General features: G+C 65.9%; 16 protein-coding genes. All 16 read right to left on the minus strand.

The features are described 5' to 3' along the window. Positions 1-60: 60 nt before the first annotated feature. The 16 genes from Q3A80_RS16330 to Q3A80_RS16405 all read right to left on the minus strand — a co-directional run bounded on the left by Q3A80_RS16330 (position 61) and on the right by Q3A80_RS16405 (position 20,294). Positions 61-588: an ATP synthase subunit I gene (locus tag Q3A80_RS16330; protein WP_446329988.1), complete on the minus strand. Its 528-nt coding sequence runs from the start codon at positions 586-588 to the stop codon at positions 61-63. A gap of 570 nt (positions 589-1,158) precedes the next feature. Beyond that, on the minus strand, positions 1,159-2,289 hold the full coding sequence (locus tag Q3A80_RS16335; protein WP_446329989.1) for an SLC13 family permease: 1,131 nt from the start codon (positions 2,287-2,289) through the stop codon (positions 1,159-1,161). 13 nt (positions 2,290-2,302) lie between these two features. Beyond that, positions 2,303-3,196: a ParB/RepB/Spo0J family partition protein gene (locus tag Q3A80_RS16340; RefSeq protein WP_034183983.1), complete on the minus strand. Its 894-nt coding sequence runs from the start codon at positions 3,194-3,196 to the stop codon at positions 2,303-2,305. A gap of 31 nt (positions 3,197-3,227) precedes the next feature. After that, positions 3,228-4,007: a ParA family protein gene (locus Q3A80_RS16345; RefSeq protein WP_059465983.1), complete on the minus strand. Its 780-nt coding sequence runs from the start codon at positions 4,005-4,007 to the stop codon at positions 3,228-3,230. Positions 4,008-4,058: 51 nt separating this feature from the next. After that, positions 4,059-4,745 (minus strand): 16S rRNA (guanine(527)-N(7))-methyltransferase RsmG, encoded by a 687-nt coding sequence (gene rsmG, locus Q3A80_RS16350; protein ID WP_446329990.1) that lies wholly within the window; start codon positions 4,743-4,745, stop codon positions 4,059-4,061. Continuing rightward, positions 4,742-6,712 carry a tRNA uridine-5-carboxymethylaminomethyl(34) synthesis enzyme MnmG gene (gene mnmG, locus Q3A80_RS16355; RefSeq protein WP_446329991.1) on the minus strand — a complete coding sequence of 657 codons (1,971 nt, stop codon included), beginning with the start codon at positions 6,710-6,712 and terminating at the stop codon, positions 4,742-4,744. Before mnmG ends, rsmG begins: the two co-directional genes overlap by 4 nt. Before the next feature lie 503 nt (positions 6,713-7,215). Further along, positions 7,216-7,971: an ABC transporter ATP-binding protein gene (locus Q3A80_RS16360; protein ID WP_446329992.1), complete on the minus strand. Its 756-nt coding sequence runs from the start codon at positions 7,969-7,971 to the stop codon at positions 7,216-7,218. Next, positions 7,971-9,755: a branched-chain amino acid ABC transporter ATP-binding protein/permease gene (locus Q3A80_RS16365; protein ID WP_446329993.1), complete on the minus strand. Its 1,785-nt coding sequence runs from the start codon at positions 9,753-9,755 to the stop codon at positions 7,971-7,973. The genes Q3A80_RS16360 and Q3A80_RS16365 overlap by 1 nt, the downstream gene beginning before the upstream one ends. A gap of 4 nt (positions 9,756-9,759) precedes the next feature. Then, positions 9,760-10,815 (minus strand): branched-chain amino acid ABC transporter permease, encoded by a 1,056-nt coding sequence (locus Q3A80_RS16370; RefSeq protein WP_446329994.1) that lies wholly within the window; start codon positions 10,813-10,815, stop codon positions 9,760-9,762. A 196-nt stretch (positions 10,816-11,011) separates the two neighbouring features. Then, complete coding sequence (locus Q3A80_RS16375; protein WP_446329995.1) at positions 11,012-12,169, minus strand: ABC transporter substrate-binding protein; 1,158 nt, start codon at positions 12,167-12,169, stop codon at positions 11,012-11,014. 1,162 nt (positions 12,170-13,331) lie between these two features. Further along, the gene (locus Q3A80_RS16380) at positions 13,332-14,306 is read right to left on the minus strand and encodes a branched-chain amino acid ABC transporter permease (protein ID WP_446329996.1); all 975 of its coding nucleotides are present in this window, start codon (positions 14,304-14,306) and stop codon (positions 13,332-13,334) included. Beyond that, positions 14,306-15,190 carry a branched-chain amino acid ABC transporter permease gene (locus tag Q3A80_RS16385; protein ID WP_446329997.1) on the minus strand — a complete coding sequence of 295 codons (885 nt, stop codon included), beginning with the start codon at positions 15,188-15,190 and terminating at the stop codon, positions 14,306-14,308. Before Q3A80_RS16385 ends, Q3A80_RS16380 begins: the two co-directional genes overlap by 1 nt. A gap of 114 nt (positions 15,191-15,304) precedes the next feature. After that, complete coding sequence (locus tag Q3A80_RS16390) at positions 15,305-16,504, minus strand: ABC transporter substrate-binding protein (RefSeq protein WP_446329998.1); 1,200 nt, start codon at positions 16,502-16,504, stop codon at positions 15,305-15,307. A 77-nt stretch (positions 16,505-16,581) separates the two neighbouring features. Further along, positions 16,582-17,337 carry an ABC transporter ATP-binding protein gene (locus tag Q3A80_RS16395; RefSeq protein WP_446329999.1) on the minus strand — a complete coding sequence of 252 codons (756 nt, stop codon included), beginning with the start codon at positions 17,335-17,337 and terminating at the stop codon, positions 16,582-16,584. Beyond that, entirely contained in the window at positions 17,334-18,113 is a 780-nt protein-coding gene (locus Q3A80_RS16400; RefSeq protein WP_040142748.1) for an ABC transporter ATP-binding protein, read from the minus strand. Before Q3A80_RS16400 ends, Q3A80_RS16395 begins: the two co-directional genes overlap by 4 nt. A 495-nt stretch (positions 18,114-18,608) precedes the next feature. Continuing rightward, positions 18,609-20,294 (minus strand): GMC family oxidoreductase, encoded by a 1,686-nt coding sequence (locus Q3A80_RS16405; RefSeq protein WP_446330000.1) that lies wholly within the window; start codon positions 20,292-20,294, stop codon positions 18,609-18,611. Positions 20,295-20,428 lie beyond the last annotated feature (134 nt).

A 20,428-nucleotide genomic window follows, 5' to 3' on the forward strand; every position in this document is an offset into this window, starting at 1 on the left:
TACGCTATTGCGGGAACGGGCCGGTGCGGTTCGTTGTCGAAACCGCACGCTGCTTGTTTTTTACCGCCAGGCCAGCGCGATCCAGTACGTCTTCAGCACGACGAGGTAGGTGACGAGGAGCGCCGGCCAGTGCACGCCGGCATAGCCGTACGCCACTGCGGCGAACATCCCGATCGTCACGCCGAGCTTCAGGGCTTCGCCCATCACCCAGCTCATCACGGTGGCCGAACCACCTGCCTTCAGTCGTGCCACGAACAACGCGCTTGGCACCCAGCCGATCGCCCCGCCCAGAAACGCGGACTGCGCAGCGGCGCCCGGCGACTTTGAAAACAGCCACCACGCCAGCGTTGCAACCAGGGACAAGACCACCTGCGCGATCACCACCTTGTACGGGGTCACGCGCGACGGCTTGCTCACGTTCGGACCGAACAGCCTCTCGGCTTCCGTCCGCGTGAGCGGAACGATGTTGTTATCTTGCTGCTCGGCATCCCAGTCGTCGCCATCGGATTCGCGCCGCTCGCCGGCCGCTGAAGCGGTGCGTTGCGCGCGGGGACCATCGTGCCTGTCGTTCGGCGCCTGACCCGCCATCGCAATCTTCCGCAAAATCCTTGAACCCGGCCCCAAGCTTTCCGAAAGCTTTCAGGGGTGCCTAGCTAACAAATCCGGGCGATTGTAAGCGATAGTTGCAAGTGATTCAAGGCTTTAGACGCGACAAAAACCTGTGCAAAACGACGCCTCATCATGTGAAAAACGCGCGAATCGATGACGTACGATGACAGTTGTAAGGTCGGTATTTCGGAGCGGTATTTCTTGCTTCGAAAATTGCGCCGCCAATGAAATCGCGCGATATCGATGCCCGGTGCGGGCATTACGGTCGCGGCGCGATTGCGGCAGGAATTCTGCTGTGGCGCGATCGCGCGAAAGGGCCCCGCGCGCCGATGCGGAATAGAGGAAGTCCTGTGATCACTGCGCCGGGTGCGATGCGCAAATTACACACGGTGCGAGCACGCCGGTGTCGCGAATCAGTTGTTGCGCCACCACAGAAGATCGACTGTGAAACGCGGCAGTTATCAACAACCGCCGCTTCGCAACGATCGCGATCGCCGTGCGCGGTGCCATCAGCCTTGCAGCAAGCCTGCGGCGGATTCAGCGCACCGCTCAAGCGTGAGCGAGCAACCACGCGCCCACTGCCGCACTCGCGAACGCGAACGGAATCGACACCGCGTGAAACGGCAGCCACATCCGCGGCTCCTTCGCGAGGCGCACCGCGATCAGGTTCGCGAGCGAGCCGATCGCGAAACCGAAGCCGCCGACCGATACGCCGTACGCGAGCGCGCGCCAGTCGTGCGTGAATTCCGACAGCAGGATCGCCGCCGGTACGTTGCTGATGCCCTGCGACAACACCGCGCCTGCGGCGAACACGCGCAGCGGCGAATCGAGGTGAGCGTGCGCGATCGTGTCGTGAACGACGGGGAGCGCGGCCGCGCTGCGCAGCACGACGAACATCAGCACGAAAATCAGCAGCAACAGCCAGTCGATCTTCAGGACTGCATCGCGTTTCGCCAGCAGCAGCGCGATCACGACGGCAATCAGGCCCGGCACCGCATGGTGCGCATCGGCGAGTAGTACGAACGCGCCGAACAGCACCGCCGCGAGCAGCGCGTGCATGCGCTGCACGGGGACGGCCTCGACGTCGCCCGACAGGTCGAGCGGCTTCGCACGAAACGCGCAGGCCGTCAGCGCGAGCAGCAGCGCCATCAGCGCCAGCGCGAGCGGCCCGAGCGTGACGACGAAGCGGCCGAACGACACGCCGCTCAACTGCCACAGGAACAGGTTCTGGGGATTGCCGAGCGGCGTCGCGACCGAGCCCGCGTTGACCGCGAGCGCAACGGCGATCACGAGCCGCCGGAACGGCAGCGGCGTCAGCGCGCGCAACGACACCATCAGCGGCACGACGACGAACAGCGCGACATCGTTGGTGAGCCACATCGCAAGCGCCGCGGCGAACACGACGAGCAACATCGCGAGCCCGCGCTCGGAACGCACGTGATGCACGATGCGATGCGCAAGCCACATCAGGCAACCGGACAACTCGAGCGCCTTGGTCAGCATCAGCAGGCCGGCGAGCGTCACGACGGTCTGCCAGTCGACCAGGCCGCCCAATGCGGCAATTGGTTGCGGACGCAACCATTGAAGCAGAATCAGCGCAAACGCCAGTACCGTCAGTACGGGCTCCTTCGAAAGCCAGCCGAGCCACCGGCGCGGCGCCAGCGCGCCCGTACTTTCCATCGATGGCGCCTCGTTACTCTTCCGTCGCGACGTTGCCGCGCAGGCGCGCGAGAATGCCCTCGAGCGCGTCGAGGTTGCCGAAGTCGATCATCACCTGCCCTCGCCCGCGGCGGCCGAGCTTGATCTTCACCGTCGACGCGAGCAGGTCGGACAACTCCTCCTCGAGACGGCGCGTGTCGCGGCCGCCGTCGTCCTTCGCGCGCGCCTTCACCGCCGGCGCTTCCTTCGTCGTGTGCGCGACCAGCTTCTCGGTCTCGCGCACCGACATGCGCTTGTTGACGACCTGGTGCGCGAGCGTGATCTGCGTGGCCGCGTCGACCGCGAGCAGCGCACGTGCGTGCCCCATGTCGAGATCGCCCGCGAGCAGCATCGTCTGCACCGGCGAAGCCAGATTCAGCAGGCGCAGCAGGTTCGACACCGCGCTGCGCGAACGGCCGACCGACTCGGCCGCCTGTTCGTGCGTGAAACCAAACTCGTCGAGCAGGCGCTGGATGCCATGCGCCTCTTCCAGCGGGTTGAGGTCTTCGCGCTGGATGTTCTCGATCAGCGCCATCGCGGCGGCGGCCTGATCGGACACATCCTTCACGAGCACCGGCACTTCGTCGAGGCCCGCCAGGCGTGCCGCGCGGAAGCGCCGCTCGCCCGCGATGATCTCGTATTTGTCAGACGAAATGGGCCGCACCAGGATCGGCTGCATCACGCCTTGCGCGCGAATGCTGGCCGCCAGTTCCTGCAGGCTGCCCTCGTCCATTCGAGTACGCGGCTGGTACTTGCCCGCCTGCAGCTTGCCGAGCGCGAGCGTGTTCGGCGCGCCTTCGATCTTCACCGCTTCGGTGATGTCCGCACTGCCGCCGAGCAGCGCCTCGAGGCCACGTCCCAAGCCCTTCTTCTTTGGTACCGCGTTCATGTCTTTCTTCCTCGCTTCGCTCATGTCCGGATCACGACACCTCGAACGCGCGTACGCGATCGATCATCTCGGCACCGAATTGGAGATAGGCCTGCGCACCGCGCGAATTGCGGTCGAACACGACGCCCGGCAATCCGTAACTCGGCGCTTCCGCGAGGCGCACGTTGCGCGGAATCACCGCGTCGAACACCTTGTCGCCGAAGTGCGCTTTCAATTGATCGGAGACTTGCTGCTGCAACGTGATGCGCGGATCGAACATCACGCGCAGCAAGCCGATGATCTTCAGGTCGCGGTTCATGTTCGCGTGAACCTGCTTGATCGTGTTGACGAGGTCCGACAGCCCTTCCAGCGCGAAGTATTCGCACTGCATCGGGATCACGACGCCGTGCGCCGCGCACAGGCCGTTCAGCGTCAGCAGCGACAGCGTCGGCGGGCAATCGATCAGCACGAAGTCGTAGTCGTCGGCCACGCGCTCGAGCGCGGCCTTCAGCCGGCGCTCGCGGTTGTCGATGCTGATCAGCTCGATCTCGGCACCGGACAGCTCGCGGTTGGCGGGCAGCACGTCGTACGTGACGCCTTCCGGACGCACGCGCGCATCCGTCACCGATACGCCGTCGACCAGCACTTCGTACACGGTCGACTCGCAGGCGGCCTTGTCGATCCCGCTGCCCATCGTCGCGTTGCCCTGCGGGTCGAGATCGATCAGCAGGACTCGTTGCTCCTGCGCTGCAAGGCTCGCGGCGAGATTGACCGATGTCGTCGTCTTGCCGACGCCCCCCTTCTGGTTCGCAACGCAGAAGATCTTTGCCATCGTTGGTGTGTTCCCTTTACCTTCAAACAAACGGCGCGCTACTGCGCGCCTTCAATTCGCATCGTCGACGGCAACCTCGATCAGATGCCGTTCGGCATCGAGCATCGGTACCGTCAGCCGTATCGTCTGCTTCACGTGGCTGCCTTCCGGCAGTCGTGCAATTTCGTCGTCCGGGTGGACACCCTTCATCGCCCAGATCGATCCGCCGGGCGCGACGAGATGTCGAGCAAGTTTAACGAAGTCGGATAGATCCGCGAAAGCGCGGGATACGATCATGTCGAATTTTTCCGGCACTTCGACACCCGGCTGCAGCGATTCGACCCGGCCGGTGACCACCGACAGATTCGCGAGCTTCAGTTCCGCGCGCATCTGCGTCTGGAACGCAGACTTCTTCTGCACGATATCGTTCAGCGTGATCTGCCAGTCCGGCTGCACGATCGCCAGCACGATACCGGGCAATCCGCCGCCCGAGCCGACGTCGAGCACGCGCGCCGACGCACGGCCGCGCAGATGCGGAACGATCGACAGCGAATCGAGGATGTGCTGGATCAGCATCTGCTTCGGGTCGCGGATCGCGGTCAGGTTGTAGACCGCGTTCCACTTGCCGAGCAGCGCCACATAGTCGAGCAGCTGGTTGCGTTGTGCGTCCGTCAATGCGATATCGAGCGCGGCCGTGCCGTCGACGAGCATCTGTTCAAGAACGTCCCGATTAACCGCCGGCGCGCGACGCGCCGTCATTGTTGCGTCGGGACGGTGCCGCCCCCCTGCTCGGTTGCCTCTGCGGCCGTGCCGTTACGGCGGCCGAGACCACGGCGCTTCAGGTGCACCATCAGCAGCGAGATCGCGGCCGGCGTGACGCCCGAGATACGCGATGCCTGGCCGATCGTTTCCGGCCGGAACTCGTTGAGCTTCTGGCTCACCTCGAACGACAGGCCGCGCACCTCGCGGTAATCGATACCGTCCGGCAGGCGCGTGTTCTCGTTCGCATCGTTGCGCTCGATCTCGCTCGCCTGACGCTCGATATAGCCCTGATATTTGATGCCGATCTCGACCTGCTCCTTGATCTGCTCGAGCAGCACCGGATCGTCGGCAAGCGCTTCAGCAGGGCCGCATTCGCCGCCCTTCAGCCCGCATACGCCGTCGTAGCTGACGCCCGGGCGGCGCAGCAGTTCGGCGAGGCTGTATTCGTGATCGATCGCCTTGCCCAGCAGCGCGGTCGCCTCTTCGGCGGGCAGCGTCTTCGGCGTGACCCACGTCGACTTCAGCCGTTCGGTTTCACGTGAAACAGCGTCGCGCTTCCGGCTAAATGCATCCCAGCGCGCGTCGTCGACCAGGCCAAGCTCGCGGCCGATTTCGGTCAGACGCATGTCCGCGTTGTCTTCACGCAGGCTCAGCCGGTACTCGGCGCGGCTCGTGAACATCCGGTACGGTTCGGCCACGCCGCGCGTGACGAGGTCGTCGACCAGCACGCCCAGGTAAGCCTGGTCGCGGCGCGGGCACCATGCTTCCTTCTCCTGCACGTAGCGGCCCGCGTTCAGGCCAGCCAGCAGCCCTTGCGCAGCGGCTTCTTCATAGCCGGTCGTGCCGTTGATCTGGCCCGCAAAGAACAGCCCGTTGATCGCCTTCGTCTCGAGCGACGCCTTCAGCGCGCGCGGATCGAAGTAGTCGTACTCGATCGCATAGCCGGGACGCAGGATGTGCGCATTCTCGAGGCCGCGCATCGAATGCACGAGTTCGAGCTGCACGTCGAACGGCAGGCTCGTCGAAATCCCGTTCGGATAGAACTCGTTGGTCGTCAGCCCTTCCGGCTCGAGGAAGATCTGGTGCGATTCCTTCGATGCGAACCGGTGGATCTTGTCCTCGATCGACGGGCAGTAACGCGGGCCGACGCCTTCGATCACGCCGGTATACATAGGCGAACGGTCGAGGCCGCCGCGAATGATGTCGTGCGTGCGCTCGTTCGTATGCGTGACCCAGCACGGCAGCTGCTGCGGATGCTGCTCGGCCCGGCCCAGGAACGAGAACACCGGGATCGGGTCGAGGTCGCCCGGCTGCTCGTCGAGCTTCGAAAAATCGATCGAGCGCCCATCGATACGCGGCGGCGTACCGGTCTTCAGGCGGCCCTGCGGCAGCTTCAGCTCCTTCAGGCGTGCCGACAGCGACACCGCCGCCGGATCGCCCGCGCGGCCGCCGGTGTAGTTGTTCAGGCCGACGTGGATCTTGCCGTCGAGGAACGTACCGGCCGTCAGCACCACCGCGCGCGCGCGGAAGCGGATGCCGATCTGCGTAACGGCGCCGACCACGCGGTCGCCTTCGACCATCAGGTCGTCGACGGCTTGCTGGAACAGCCACAGATTCGGCTGGTTCTCGAGCCGGCGGCGGATCGCAGCCTTGTACAGGATCCGGTCCGCCTGCGCGCGCGTCGCGCGCACGGCCGGGCCCTTCGACGAATTGAGGATCCGGAACTGAATCCCGCTCTCGTCCGTCGCGGCGGCCATCGCGCCGCCGAGCGCGTCGACTTCCTTGACCAGATGGCCCTTGCCAATGCCGCCGATCGACGGATTGCAGCTCATCTGCCCGAGCGTTTCGATGTTATGGGTCAGCAGCAGCGTTTTCGCGCCCATACGCGCGGATGCCAACGCAGCCTCCGTGCCGGCGTGCCCGCCGCCGACGACGATGACGTCAAATTCTGTGGGAAAAAGCATGGTGGATTCCGTGCGCAGGACTGCGCACGAACCTATCTGAGAAATGTATGGGCCGAATTATAGCGGGTTCGCTTTTCACCCGAAGACCGTCCGATTGGTAGGGTCCGTTCATTTGGGCAGTTTTTTAGGCCGATCGGCCAATTCAGTCGTTCTGGTCGGCTCCGGCAGCACGCCGGCGATAGGTCGAACACCGCTGAGCTGTGCAGCACCTGGCAGGTCAGAAATCGGTTGGGGAAGGCGGGCTGCGCGCGTCATCACAGTATTTTCGTTGCGCGACCGGGCACTTTTCCCCTGTGCTGCTCCCTTCGGCCACGGTGGAGCACGTCCGTCGCATACCGGTCATTCTCCTGTGCCCGCCACGCAATGACAGCTGCACGCGCACAGTGCGTCCACTCGGCAGTCCGGCACTTATCCCCACTCCCGCTGCCCACCCTGCCACCGGAAACAAAAACGGCGTGTTTCACGTGAAACACGCCGTCCGTTTCCCGCCAACCCGGTCACGATCAAGCCGTCTTCTTCGCCAGCCCGAGATACGTTTCGATCACCCGCGGGTTCTGCGCCAACTCGGCCGCCGGCCCTTCCAGCGCAAACTCGCCCGTCTCCAGCACGTAGCCATAGTCCGAGATCTGCAGCGCGGCCCGCGCGTTCTGTTCGATCAGCAGCGTCGCGACGCCTGTGCCGCGCAACGCGCTGATGATATGAAAAATCTCCTTCACGATCAGCGGTGCAAGCCCCAGGCTCGGCTCGTCGAGCATCAGCAGGTCCGGCTTGCCCATCAGCGCGCGGCCCACCGCGAGCATCTGTCGCTCACCGCCCGACAGCGTGCCGGCCGCCTGCTTGCGTCGCTCCTTGAGCCGCGGAAACAGCGCAAACACGTGATCGAGCTGGTCGAGGAAGTTCGATTCTCCCGCCAGCTTGCGGCGATACGCACCGAGCACGAGGTTGTCTTCGACGGTCATCGTGCTGAACAGCTCGCGCTTTTCCGGCACGAGGCACATTCCGCGTGCGACGCGCTGTTCGACCGGCAGCGGGCTCACGTCGTGGCCGCGGTACACGACCGCACCGGCCGCATGGCCCGTCACCGGCAGCGCACCCATGATCGCGTTCAGCAGCGTCGACTTGCCGGCCCCGTTCGGGCCGATCACGCTGACGATCTGCCCTGCGCCGACCTTGATCGCCGCGCCGTGCAGCGCCTCCACCTTCCCGTACCGGACCGCCAGCCCGCGCACCTCGAGAATCGGCATCGTCGTGTCCGTCATCACTCCACCCCGCCCAGATACGCTTCGAGCACGGCCGGATCCTGCTGCACGTGCTGCGGCAGCCCTTCCGCGATCCGTGTGCCGAACTCCATCACGACCAGCCGGTCGGTGAGATTCATCACGAAATCCATGTCATGTTCCACGAGCAACACGCTCATTCCTTCGCCCTTCAGCCGCCGCAGCAGATCGGCGAGTTGCTGCTTCTCCTGGTAGCGCAGCCCGGCGGCCGGCTCGTCGAGCAGCAGCAGCGTCGGGTCGCAGCACAGCGCGCGCGCGATTTCGAGAATCCGCTGCTGGCCGAGCGCGAGGCTGCCGGCTTCTTCGTACATGTGCTTTTCCAGCCCGACGCGGCGGATCTGCCGTGCCGCTTCGGCGAGCAGTTGCGCTTCCTCATGCGCATTGAGCCGCGCGATGCTGCGCCACACGCCCGTATGACCGCGCAGATGCGCGCCGATCGCGACGTTCTCGAGCACCGTCATCGTCGGCAGCAGCTTCACGTGCTGGAACGTCCGGCCGATGCCGCGCCGCACGATCTGCCGCGACGTGAGTCCGTCGATCCGCTCGCCGCGGAACGTGATCGTGCCGCCGGTCGGCTGCAGCACGCCGGTCACGAGATTGAACGTAGTCGACTTGCCGGCGCCGTTCGGACCGATCAGCCCGATGATCTGCCCGGCCTTCACATCGAAGCTGACGTCGTTGACGGCCACCAGCCCGCCGAACTGCTTGCGCGCATTGTCGACGACGAGCAGCGGCTCGCCCGCGACCGGCTTCGCACGCTGCGGCAGCGGATCCGCATGATCGGGTACGTGCGCGCGCGGCCCGCGCGGGAACAGCTTCGCGACGAACGGCCACACGCCCTGCCGCGCGTACTGCAGCAGCAGCACCATCAGCACGCCGAACACGATGATCTCGAAGTTGCCTTCCGAGCCGAGCAGCTTCGGCAGCAGCGTCTGCAGGTAGTCCTGCAGCACGGTGAGGATCGCCGCGCCAAGTACCGCGCCCCACACGTGCGACACGCCGCCGACCACGGCCATGAACAGGAATTCGATCCCGTGGTTCAGGCCGAACGGGGTCGGGTTCACCGCGCGCTGCAGGTGCGCGTACAGGAAGCCCGACACCGCCGCGAGCACGGCCGCGTAGACGAAAATCACGACGCGCATCCACGCGGTGTTCACGCCCATCGCCTCGGCCATCACACCGCCGCCGCGCAGCGCGCGGATCGCACGGCCGGGCCGGCTGTTGAGCAGGTTCTGCACCGACACGATTGCGGCCAGCACGACGGCCCAGATCAGGAAGTACAGGCTGCGGCCGCTTTCGAGCGCGATACCGAACAGGTTCAGCGCCGGAATCCCGTTGATGCCGTCGTATTTGCCGAGCAGTTCGAGGTTGCCGAACAGATAGAACAGCGCGAGCCCCCACGCGATCGTGCCGAGCGGCAGGAAATGCCCGGACAGGCGCATCGTGACCGCACCGAGCACGAGCGCGACGAGCGCCGTCAGCACGACGCCGACGATCAGCGCGAGCCACGGCGACACGCCGTAGTGCGTCGTCAGGAATGCGGTCGCATATGCGCCGATGCCGACGAACGCGGCCTGCCCGAAGCTCGTCATCCCGCCGACTCCTGTCAGCAGCACGAGCCCGATCGCGACGATCGCGTAGAGGCCGATGTAGTTCAGCAGCGTGATCCAGTATTCGGGCACCTGCAGTGCGCCGGGGAGCACCGGCAGCGCGAACAGCACCACGAGAAACAGCCAGAAGGTCTTGTTGCGTACCATCGTCTTCATCGCATCACTCCTCTTCCTCTTCCGCGTGCGGCGTGGCGAAGCTGCGCCACAGCAGCACCGGGATGATCAGCGTGAACACGATCACTTCCTTGTACGCGCTCGCCCAGAACGACGAATACGATTCGAGCACGCCGACGAGCAGCGAGCCGGCGGCCGCGAGCGGATAGCTGACCAGCCCGCCGATGATCGCGCCGACGAACCCCTTCAGCCCGATCAGGAAACCGGAGTCGTAGTAGATCGTCGTCAGCGGGCCGACGAGGATGCCCGACAGCACGCCGAGCCCGGCCGCGAACGTGAACGCGAGCCGCCCTGCTTCCGTCGTGCCGATGCCGACGAGCCGCGCGCCGAGCCGGTTCACCGACGTCGCGCGCAGTGCCTTGCCGGCGATCGTGCGACCGAAGTACACGTAGAGCGCGCCGATCAGCACCAGCGCGGTCACGACCACGAGGATGCTCTGCACCGACACCGTCATGCCGCCGATCGCCAGCGACGCGTCAGAAAATCCGTTGGTGCGCGAGCCCTCCGCGCCGAACATCACGAGCCCGAGCCCGACCATCGCGAAATGGACGGCGACCGACACGATCAGCAGCAGCAGCGTCGTGCCCTCGGCGATCGGCTGATACACGAGCCGGTAGACGAACGGCCCCATCGGCACGACGATCGCGAGTGTCAGCGCGATCTGCGCGAGCATCGGCAGCGGTTGCGCGGCAAAGCTGCGCGTGAGCGCGAACACCGCGAGCGGCAGCAGCACGTAGCGGCTCGCCAGCGTCGCGAGCGTGCGGCCGAGCTGATGGCGGCGTTCGCGATGGCGGATCATCCCGCCGACTTCCAGCAGGAAGCACGCGATGCCCATCACGAACAGCAGCCAGCACGTGGCGGGAAATTTCTGCGCCTGCAACGCCGCGAGCGTGAGCGCGCCATAGGCGACGAATTCGCCCTGGGGAATGAAGATCACCCGCGTGACGGAAAACACCAGCACGAGCGCCAGCGACAGCAATGCATAAATGGCGCCGGTCGTGATGCCGTCTTGCGCGAGGATCGCCGCAATCGAGAGATCCATACGTATCGTGTATCGAGAATGCTGCGGAGAAACGGCGACGGGAACGGCCCGCGCGGACGGCAACACCAGCTGTCAGGCGTCGTGCGGCGGCTTCCCGGAGATTGCATGCAGCGCGGATGCGGGCCGCGAGGCCCGCCGCGCCGCCGACGGCACGCGCGGCGCCCTGCGCGCCGCGCGCGCCGGTTTCACGTGATGCTTATTCGGCCTGCAGCTTCCACTTGCCGTCGACGATCTGCACCATCACGCGCGCACGCGTATCGAAGCCGTTGTGGTCGGTCGACGTCATGTTGATCACGCCGTGCGACACGGGCAGATCCTTCACGCTCTCGAGCGACGCGCGCAGCGCTTCGCGGAATGCCTCGGTGCCCGGCTGGCCCTTCTTCAGCGCCTCCGGAATCGCCCGCTGCAGCAGCAGCCCCGCATCCCACGCATGCCCGCCGAAGGTCGACAGCGAGCCGGCGCCGTATGCCTTCTCGTACGCGGCCTTGTAGCCGAGCGCCGGCTTCTTCACCGGGTTCGAATCGGGCAGCTGGTCGGTCACCAGCACCGGGCCGGCCGGCAGGATCTCGCCTTCGCAGTCCTTGCCGCACACGCGCAGGAAGTCGTTGTTCGCGACGCCGTGCGTCTGGTACACCTTGCCCTTGTAGCCGCGCTCCTTCAGCGTCTTGGCCGGCAGCGCGGCCGGCGTGCCGGAACCGGCGATCAGCACCGCGTCCGGGTTCGAGCCCATCAGCTTCAGCACCTGCCCCATCACCGACGCGTCGGTGCGGTTGTAGCGCTCGTTGGACACGACCTTCAGCCCGTTCTTCGCGGCAGCCGCGTCGAACGTCTTGTACCAGCTGTCGCCGTACGCGTCGGCGAAGCCGATGAAGCCGACCGTCTTCACGCCGTGCTTCGCCATGTAGCCGGCGATCGCGTCGGCCATCAGCTGATCGTTCTGCGGCACCTTGAACATCCACGCGCGCTTCGCGTCCATCGGCGCGATGATCTGCGCGCTCGCTGCGAGCGAGATCGTCGGCGTCTTGCCCTGCGAGACGGGGTCGAGCATCGCCAGCGAGTTCGGCGTGACGGAGGAACCGATGATCGCGTCGACGTGATCTTCGTCGATCAGCTTGCGCACGTTCTGCACCGCGCGGCTCGTGTCGGACGCATCGTCGAGCACGATGTACTGGACGCTCTTGCCCGCGATTTCCTTCGGCAGCAGCGCGATCGTATTCTTTTCCGGAATCCCGAGCGACGCGGCCGGCCCGGTGGCCGACAGCGTCACGCCGATCTTCACCTGCGCCGACGCCGTGGCCGCCGCACACACGAGGCCCGCGGCAAGCAGAACCTCCATCCATCGATTCATCTTCATTTAGGTTGTCTCCAAACGCTGCTCGAAAAATCCGCGGGTCGCTCGGGCGGCTCCCGGTCCTCAAACAAGTTAATACATTAACTATCTCGCCATACCGCGTCTACGCTCGTTTTCCCGTGAAACGCCGACACCGCCGACGCCGCGCACGCACGCCGCCGCACGCGCCGAAACGGGCGTCCGGCCGCCACGATGCACGGCGGCAATGTCGTCAGGATGAAGCACGCGGGGGAAGGCGCCGTCATGCGACGCGCGATCGGTGCGGACGCAACGATCGTCAAAAGGTCGGCCGGCCGCGGCTGGCTCGGCCACGTGCACGAATGGCGCAACATCGAAAAACCGGCAGCTCATGCGAATGCGGAAGCCGGGGCGAAGGCCGACGCGAACGCGAACGGCGCACTCGATGCGAACGCAACGACCCGAGCGGCCAGCGCACCGGCCTCTCGCGCGGGAGCGCGCATACCGGCTGCAGGACGGCTCGCCGCAGCCCGGCCATACCGATGCGTACCCGACCCCGTACGAGCGGCGCCTACAGCCTCTCGTGCCCCGATCCATCGTCCTGCGCTTGCTATCCAACCGTACTCCCTCTTCTGCATTGTGCTTGTAGGAGAACTGCTGACCGATTTTCCCGACCGCTCGGTCGGCGAAAGCCGAGTGTAACGGACGCGTTTTGCGCACGCCAACCGGGTAAGCCCGAACGGCAATGGAAGCGGAGACGCGCCAGCGGCGAGCGACCGGCAGGAACGGACGAAAACGGGGGACGGGTGAAGCGCGGGGCGGTGAAGCGGCAAGACGGTGGCGCGGGATACGGGCGCGGAGAACGCGGCCCCCTCGCCTGCACCACCGAAGCCAATTCGCGCACACAAATGAAAAAGCGCTGTTGGATTCCGTCCAACAGCGCTTTGGGGTCCGGGCACTTTGTGCCTCGATTGTCTCCTCGTTCTCCACCTGCAAATTCGTTTCGCGGTGCATCAGAACTGAAACGAAGATTAAAGGAGCTTTCACCCTGCGACAACTTAGCATTTACCCCTATGGTGCATCGCCGCACGAAAATGGGGCACCAGTCCGGCCACGCGCCGCCGGCCCGAGCCCGCTGCGGCGCCCTGTCCCGGCCGCGCCGGATGGTGCTTCGCATCAACGCGGACCGGCGCGTCGCGCGCTGCGATCAGGACGGCCGGAGCGTCCTGACCCGCGCGACCATCTCGCCGACGATCCCGCGCCGGAACGCAAGCACGCATGCGATGAAAATCAGGCCGGTGACGATCGTCGCCGATTCGCCGAGCGAATGGAACCAGCCGATGCCCGTCGCCGATGCGAGCCATTCGCCGATGTCGCCGAGCCGGTCTTCCAGCGCGACGATCAGCGCCGCGCCGAGCAGCGGCCCGAACAGCGTGCCCATCCCGCCGACGAGCGTCATCAGCACGACGAGCCCCGACATCGTCCAGTACGCGTCCGACAGCGTCTCGAAGCCGAGCACCAGCACCTTCAGCGAACCGGCCAGCCCCGCGAGCGCGGCCGACAGGATGAACGCGAGCAGCTTGAAGCGATCGGTGTCGTAGCCGAGCGAGATCGCCCGCGCCTCGTTCTCCTTGATCGCGACGAGCACCTGGCCGAACGGCGAATGCACGATCCGCACGATGAACGCGCACGCGGCGACGATCACCGCGAGCACGACGTAGTACAGCGCGACGTCGTTCGACAGGTCGAGCACGCCGAACAGATGCCCGCGCGGCACACCCTGCAGCCCATCCTCGCCGTGCGTGAACGGCGCCTGCAGATAGATGAAGTAGACCATCTGCGCGAACGCGAGCGTGATCATCGCGAAATAGATGCCTTGCCGGCGGATCGCGAACAGCCCGACGACGAGGCCGAGCACCGTCGCCGCGGCCGTGCCGACCAGCACGCCGAGCTCCGGCGTGAAGCCGAGCGTCTGGATCGTATAGCCGGTCGCGTAACCGGCGGTCGCGAGGAACATCGCATGACCGAACGACAGCAGCCCCGTATAGCCGATCAGCAGGTTGAACGCGGCCGCGAACAACGCGAACGTGAGCACCTTCATCACGAACACCGGATACGCACCGATGAACGGCGCCGCGAGCAGTGCGGCGAGCAGCGCGCCGTAGAGCACTTTTCTCTGCATCATTTTTCCTTGCCGAACAGGCCCGCCGGGCGGATCAGCAGCACGATCGCCATGATCACGAACACCACGGTGGCCGACGCTTCCGGATAGAACACGCGCGTGAAGCCTTCGATCACGCCGAGCAGCAGCCCGGTGATGATCGAGCCGAGGATCGAGCCCATCCCGCCGATCACGACGACCGCGAACACGGTGATGATCATCGGCTGGCCCATCAGCGGCGACACCTGGATCACCGGCGCGGCCAGCACGCCCGCGAACGCGGCGAGCGCGACGCCGAAGCCGTAGGTGAGCGTGATCATCATCGGCACGTTCACGCCGAACGCTTCGACGAGCTTCGGATTCTCCGTGCCGGCACGCAGATACGCGCCCAGGCGCGTCTTCTCGATCACGAACCAGGTTGCGAGACACACCGCGAGCGACGCGACGACCACCCACGCACGGTAGTTCGGCAGGAACATGAAGCCGAGGTTGGTCGCGCCCGACAGCTGCGACGGCACGTCGTACGGCTGGCCGGACGATCCGTAGATCGACCGGAACACGCCTTCGACGACGAGCGTGAGCCCGAACGTGAGCAGCAGCCCGTACAGGTGATCGAGCTTGTACAGCCAGCGCAGCATCGAGCGCTCGATCAGGATCCCGAATGCGCCGACGAGCACCGGCGCGAGCACGAGCATCGCCCAGTACGGCAGCCCGAAGTACGACAGCCCCATCCATGCGAGCATCGCGCCCAGCATGAACAGCGCGCCGTGCGCGAAGTTGATCACGTTGAGCAGCCCGAAGATCACCGCGAGCCCGAGGCTCAGGATCGCGTAGAACGAGCCGTTGACGAGCCCGAGCAGCAACTGGCTCAGCATCGCCGGCAACGGAATGCCAAAGATTTCCATCGACTTAGCCGTCAGGTTGAGTTTCGTTGCGTGCGCAACGTTTCAAACCGTCGCGCACGCGCGCGGCGCAGCCAGCACATCGCTGCTGCGCCGCCACGCGCTACCGCGCCGCGCTTACTTCCACAGCGCGCAGCGCGTCTCCTGCTTGGTGCCGAAAGCCTGCTCGCCCGGAATCGTCGCGAGCACCTTGTAGTAGTCCCACGGCTCCTTCGATTCCGACGGCTTCTTCACTTCCATCAGGTACATGTCGTGGATCATGCTGCCGTCCTGGCGGATGTAGCCCTTCGCGTAGAAGTCGCTGATCTTCATCTTCTTCAGCTCGGCCATCACCTTGTCCGAGTCGGTCGTGCCGGCCGCCTGCACGGCCTTCAGGTAGGTCGTCACCGACGAGTAGTCGGCCGCCTGCAGGCTCGACGGCATCTTCTTCATCTTGCCGAAGTAGCGCTGCGCCCACTGGCGCGATGCCGCATCGCGGTTCCAGTACCAGCTGTCGGTCAGCACGAGGCCTTGCGTCGTCTCGAGGCCGAGGCTGTGCACGTCGTCGATGAACATCAGCAGCGCCGCGAGCTTCATCGTCTTCGTGATGCCGAATTCCTTCGCGGCCTTGATCGAGTTGATCGTGTCGCCGCCCGCGTTCGCGAGGCCGAGGATCTGCGCCTTCGACGCCTGCGCCTGCAGCAGGAACGACGAGAAGTCCGACGCCGACAGCGGGTGGCGCACCGCGCCGAGCACCTGGCCGCCGTTCGCCTTCACGACGTCCGACGTGTTCTTCTCGAGCGCCTTGCCGAACGCGTAGTCGGCGGTCAGGAAGAACCAGGTCTTGCCGCCCTGCTTCACCACCGCCGAACCGGTGCCTTTCGCGAGCGCCATCGTGTCGTACGCGTAGTGGACCGTGTACGGCGTGCACTGCTCGTTGGTCAGCGTGTCGGCGCCCGCGCCGATGTTGATGTAGACCTTCTTCTTCTCCGCCGCGACCTGGTTCATCGACAGCGCGGTCGCGGAGTTCGTGCCGCCGACCAGCAGGTCGAGCCCGCCGCGGTCCATCCATTCGCGCGCCTTCGACGCGGCGATGTCCGCCTTGTTCTGGTGGTCGGCATAGACGACCTCGATCGGCTTGCCGAGCACCTTGCCGCCGAAATCGGCGACGGCCATCCGGATCGCCTCGAGGCCGCCCTGCCCGTCGATATCCGCGTACAGCCCCGACATGTCGGTGATGAAGCCGATCTTCACGCTATCTGCGGCGTGTGCGGCGCCGGCGGTGAACGCTGCGGTCGCGACCGCGAGACACGCGTGTGCGAGGGTCTTCATTTTCATTGACGTCTCCTGTTGTTCTGATGCGTTGTGGTTGTTCGACGGCCGCTACGGCTCGCGGCAAGGGAAACGGGGCGGCGTCACACCCCGAGCAGGTCGTGAAGGATCGGCATCTTGCCTTCCAGTTCGGACGAGCGGAAATGCTCGACGATGCGGCCGTGCTCCATCACGTAGAAGCGGTCGGCGAGCGGCGCGGCGAAGCGGAAATTCTGCTCGACCATCACGACCGTGTAGCCGCGCGCCTTCAGCGCGACGATCATCCGCGCGAGCGCCTGCACGATCACCGGCGCGAGGCCTTCGGAAATTTCGTCGAGCAGCAGCAGGTTCGCGCCGGTGCGCAGGATCCGCGCGACCGCGAGCATCTGCTGCTCGCCGCCGGAAAGCCGCGTGCCCTGGCTCTGCCGGCGGGACGCGAGATTCGGGAACATCGCGTAGATCTCGTCGAGCGACATCGCGTGCTCGCGCGGGCCGATCGGCGGCGGCAGCATCAGGTTCTCCTCGCACGACAGGCTCGAGAAGATCCCGCGTTCCTCCGGGCAGTAGCCGACGCCGAAATGCGCGATGCGATGCGTCGCGAGGCCGATCGTCTCGTTGCCCGCGACCTTGATCGAACCGCTGCGGCGGCCGGTGAGGCCCATGATCGCGCGCAGCGTCGTGGTGCGGCCCGCGCCGTTGCGGCCGAGCAGCGTGACGACCTCGCCGCGATGAACGGTCAGGTCGACACCGTGCAATATGTGGGATTCCCCGTACCAGGCCTCGAGGCCCGTGATCTCCAGCGCGGGCGCGCCGCTTTCGACGCCGCTCAATTCGCGTTCCTCCCGTTCGCTGTGCTTCATGCGTGCGCCCCCGCGAGCGCCGCGTCGGCGCTGCCCATGTATGCCTCGATCACGAGCGGATTCTTCGACACCTCCGCATACGAACCCTCGGCCAGCACCTCGCCGCGCTGCAGGACGGTGATCGTGTCGGAGATCCCCGCGATCACGTTCATGTTGTGCTCGACCATCAGGATCGTGCGGCCGCTCGCGACCTTCTTGATCAGCGCGGTCACGCGGTCGACGTCCTCGTGGCCCATCCCCTGCGTGGGCTCGTCGAGCAGCATCAGTTCGGGTTCCATCGCGAGCGTCGTCGCGATCTCGAGCGCGCGCTTGCGGCCGTACGCGAGCTCGACGGTCGGCACGTGCGCGAAATCGGTGAGGCCGACCTGCGTGAGCAGGTCCATCGCGCGATCGTCGAGACGCCGCAACGTGCGCTCGCTGCGCCAGAAATGGAATTCGGTGCCGAGCGCGCGCTGCAGGCCGATGCGCACGTTCTGCAATGCGGTGAGGTGCGGGAAGACCGCGGAGATCTGGAACGAGCGGATGATGCCGCGGCGCGCGACCTGCGCGGGCCGCTCGTCGGTGATGTCGATACCGTTGAAGACGATCTGGCCGGCCGTCGGTGTCAGGAACTTGGTCAGCAGGTTGAAGCAGGTGGTCTTGCCCGCGCCGTTCGGTCCGATCAACGCGTGAATCGCGCCGCGGCGCACACGCAGGTTGACACCGTTCACGGCGGTGAAGCCCCTGAATTCCTTCGTCAGTCCGCGTGTTTCCAGAATCGTGTCGCCGAGAATCATGTTCCCTTCCGTACGAAGTCAGGCGAAGCACCGGGAAGATTCGCGCAAGCGACCGCGACAGTTCAGCGGATGAGCGGGCTGTCCCCGGACGCCGTATTACGCATCGAGGGTGGTCTCCCGCGCCGACGCGTATGCACACTGCTGGCCATTGTCGCCCCGTTGGTGCAGTGCAATCATCGGGATTTGCACTTATAGGGCTGGCCGCCATATGGGACGCGGCTGAGCGTCAATCTTCGGCGCGTTTTTTTTGACACGCACCGCATCGGCGCCGCGCGAGCGCACGGCCCGTGCCTGCGCGCAGGGCCATACGTTGCGCCGCGCGTCATGTCGTCGCGCAGCAAAAAGCTGCGTGTGAACACGGCGTGCTGCGCCAGCGCAGTTCATGGCGTCGATCGGTTCGTTGCAAGCCGCACGCGCGGACTTGCTTCGCATCGCGAATGAGCGAACCAGCCGGCCCACGGCTGGCGGCCCGCTGTCGCGCGTGTCAGCACCGTGTCACGCCGCCGTCATCGCAGCTTCGGTTCGCACCTGCGCCGCTTCCTGCGCCGCGCGGCGATCGGCGCGAATCATGTCGCTCGCGCGCTCCGCGATCATCAGCGTCGGCGAATTCGTGTTGCCCGACGTGATGAACGGCATCACCGATGCATCGACGATCCGCAGCCCCGCGATGCCGCGCACACGCAATCGGCTGTCGACGACCGCACGTTCGTCGTCCGCGCGGCCCATCCGGCACGTGCCGACCGGATGGAAGATCGTCGTGCCGACCGCGCCGGCCGCGTCGATCAGTTCGGCTTCGGTCCGGTACTGCGTGCCCGGCAGGATCTCCTGCGGACGATAGCGCGCGAGCGCCGGCGCGGACGCGATCCGCCGCGTGAGGCGCAGCGCATTCGCGGCGACATGACGATCGTGGTCGGTCGACAGGTAGTTCGGCGCGATCGTCGGCGCCACGCCCGCATCGGGGCTCGCGATATGCACGCTGCCGCGCGAGCTCGGCCGCAGATGGCACACGGACGCCGTAAACGCGTTGAAGCTGTGCAGCGGCTCGCCGAAGCGTTCGAGCGACAGCGGCTGCACGTGGTATTCGAGATCGGGACGCGTGAGCGCGGGATCGTCCGGATCGGATTTCGCGAACGCGCCGAGCTGCGACGGCGCCATCGACATCGGCCCGCGCTGCAGCAGCGCATATTCGGCGCCGATCATCAGCTTGCCCCACCAGTGTGCAGACAGCGTATTGAGCGTGCGCACGCCTTCGACGCGAAACGCCATGCGCAGCTGCAGGTGATCCTGCAGGTTTTCGCCGACACCCGGCAGATCCTGCACGACGTCGATGCCGAGCGCGTGCAGCCGTGCGCCGGCGCCGATGCCCGACAGCTCGAGCAGTTGCGGCGAATTCACCGCACCGGCAGTGAGCAACACTTCGGCGCGCGCCCGCGCGACGTAGTCGGTCCCGCCGCCGTGGTATTCGACGCCGACCGCGCGCCGCCCGTCGAAGATCACGCGCTGCGCATGCGCGCCGGTGATCACGGTCAGGTTCGGGCGCGTCATCGCGGGCTTCAGGAATGCCTTCGACGTATTCCAGCGCACGCCGCGCTTCTGGTTCACCTCGAAATAGCCGACGCCGGTGTTGTCGCCGCGATTGAAATCGTCGGTGGCCGGAATGCCCGTCTGCTGCGCCGCCTGCGCGAACGATTCGAGGATCTCCCAACGCAGCCGCTGCTTTTCGACGCGCCAGTAGCCGCCCGCGCCGTGCGCATCGCTCGCGCCCGCGTGGTGGTCCTCGCTGCGCTTGAAGATCGGCAGCACGCTGTCCCACGACCAGCCGGCGTCGCCGGTTTCCTGCGCCCAGCTGTCGTAATCCTCGCGCTGGCCGCGCATGTAGATCATTCCGTTGATCGACGAGCAGCCGCCGAGCACGCGGCCGCGCGGATACGATAGCGCGCGGCCGTTGAGCGCCGCCTCGGGTTGCGTCTTGTACAGCCAGTCGGTGCGCGGATTGCCGATGCAGTACAGATAGCCGACCGGAATGTGGATCCAGTGATAGTCGTCCTTGCCGCCCGCTTCGAGCAGCAGCACGCGAATCTCGGGATCCTCGGTCAGGCGGTTCGCTAGCACGCAGCCCGCGGTGCCCGCACCGACGATCACGTAATCGAATTCGCCCTCGAGCGTGCGGTGAGTCGTCACGACGTGTCTCCTGGTTTGTTGTGCATCGCGCGTGCGAGCCGTGCGACGTTTTCAGCATAGTCCGTCGCGAACGGACGCGACGGATGCAGCGTACTCCGGCCGCCTGCCGCCGATCCAATGAGTTATGCTGAACT

The organism is Burkholderia sp. SR8, assembly GCF_052851275.1.

Excerpts from the sequence above, each read along its gene's own strand:
- Q3A80_RS16395 (WP_446329999.1), bottom strand. The coding sequence starts at position 17,337 with ATGAAGCACAGCGAACGGGAGGAACGCGAATTGAGCGGCGTCGAAAGC.
- rsmG (WP_446329990.1), bottom strand. The coding sequence starts at position 4,745 with ATGACGGCGCGTCGCGCGCCGGCGGTTAATCGGGACGTTCTTGAACAG.
- Q3A80_RS16360 (WP_446329992.1), bottom strand. The coding sequence starts at position 7,971 with ATGACGGACACGACGATGCCGATTCTCGAGGTGCGCGGGCTGGCGGTC.
- Q3A80_RS16375 (WP_446329995.1), bottom strand. The coding sequence starts at position 12,169 with ATGAAGATGAATCGATGGATGGAGGTTCTGCTTGCCGCGGGCCTCGTG.
- Q3A80_RS16340 (WP_034183983.1), bottom strand. The coding sequence starts at position 3,196 with ATGAACGCGGTACCAAAGAAGAAGGGCTTGGGACGTGGCCTCGAGGCG.
- mnmG (WP_446329991.1), bottom strand. The coding sequence starts at position 6,712 with ATGCTTTTTCCCACAGAATTTGACGTCATCGTCGTCGGCGGCGGGCAC.
- Q3A80_RS16390 (WP_446329998.1), bottom strand. The coding sequence starts at position 16,504 with ATGAAAATGAAGACCCTCGCACACGCGTGTCTCGCGGTCGCGACCGCA.
- Q3A80_RS16345 (WP_059465983.1), bottom strand. The coding sequence starts at position 4,007 with ATGGCAAAGATCTTCTGCGTTGCGAACCAGAAGGGGGGCGTCGGCAAG.
- Q3A80_RS16385 (WP_446329997.1), bottom strand. The coding sequence starts at position 15,190 with ATGGAAATCTTTGGCATTCCGTTGCCGGCGATGCTGAGCCAGTTGCTG.
- Q3A80_RS16370 (WP_446329994.1), bottom strand. The coding sequence starts at position 10,815 with ATGGATCTCTCGATTGCGGCGATCCTCGCGCAAGACGGCATCACGACC.
- Q3A80_RS16330 (WP_446329988.1), bottom strand. The coding sequence starts at position 588 with ATGGCGGGTCAGGCGCCGAACGACAGGCACGATGGTCCCCGCGCGCAA.
- Q3A80_RS16365 (WP_446329993.1), bottom strand. The coding sequence starts at position 9,755 with ATGAAGACGATGGTACGCAACAAGACCTTCTGGCTGTTTCTCGTGGTG.
- Q3A80_RS16380 (WP_446329996.1), bottom strand. The coding sequence starts at position 14,306 with ATGCAGAGAAAAGTGCTCTACGGCGCGCTGCTCGCCGCACTGCTCGCG.
- Q3A80_RS16400 (WP_040142748.1), bottom strand. The coding sequence starts at position 18,113 with ATGATTCTCGGCGACACGATTCTGGAAACACGCGGACTGACGAAGGAA.
- Q3A80_RS16335 (WP_446329989.1), bottom strand. The coding sequence starts at position 2,289 with ATGGAAAGTACGGGCGCGCTGGCGCCGCGCCGGTGGCTCGGCTGGCTT.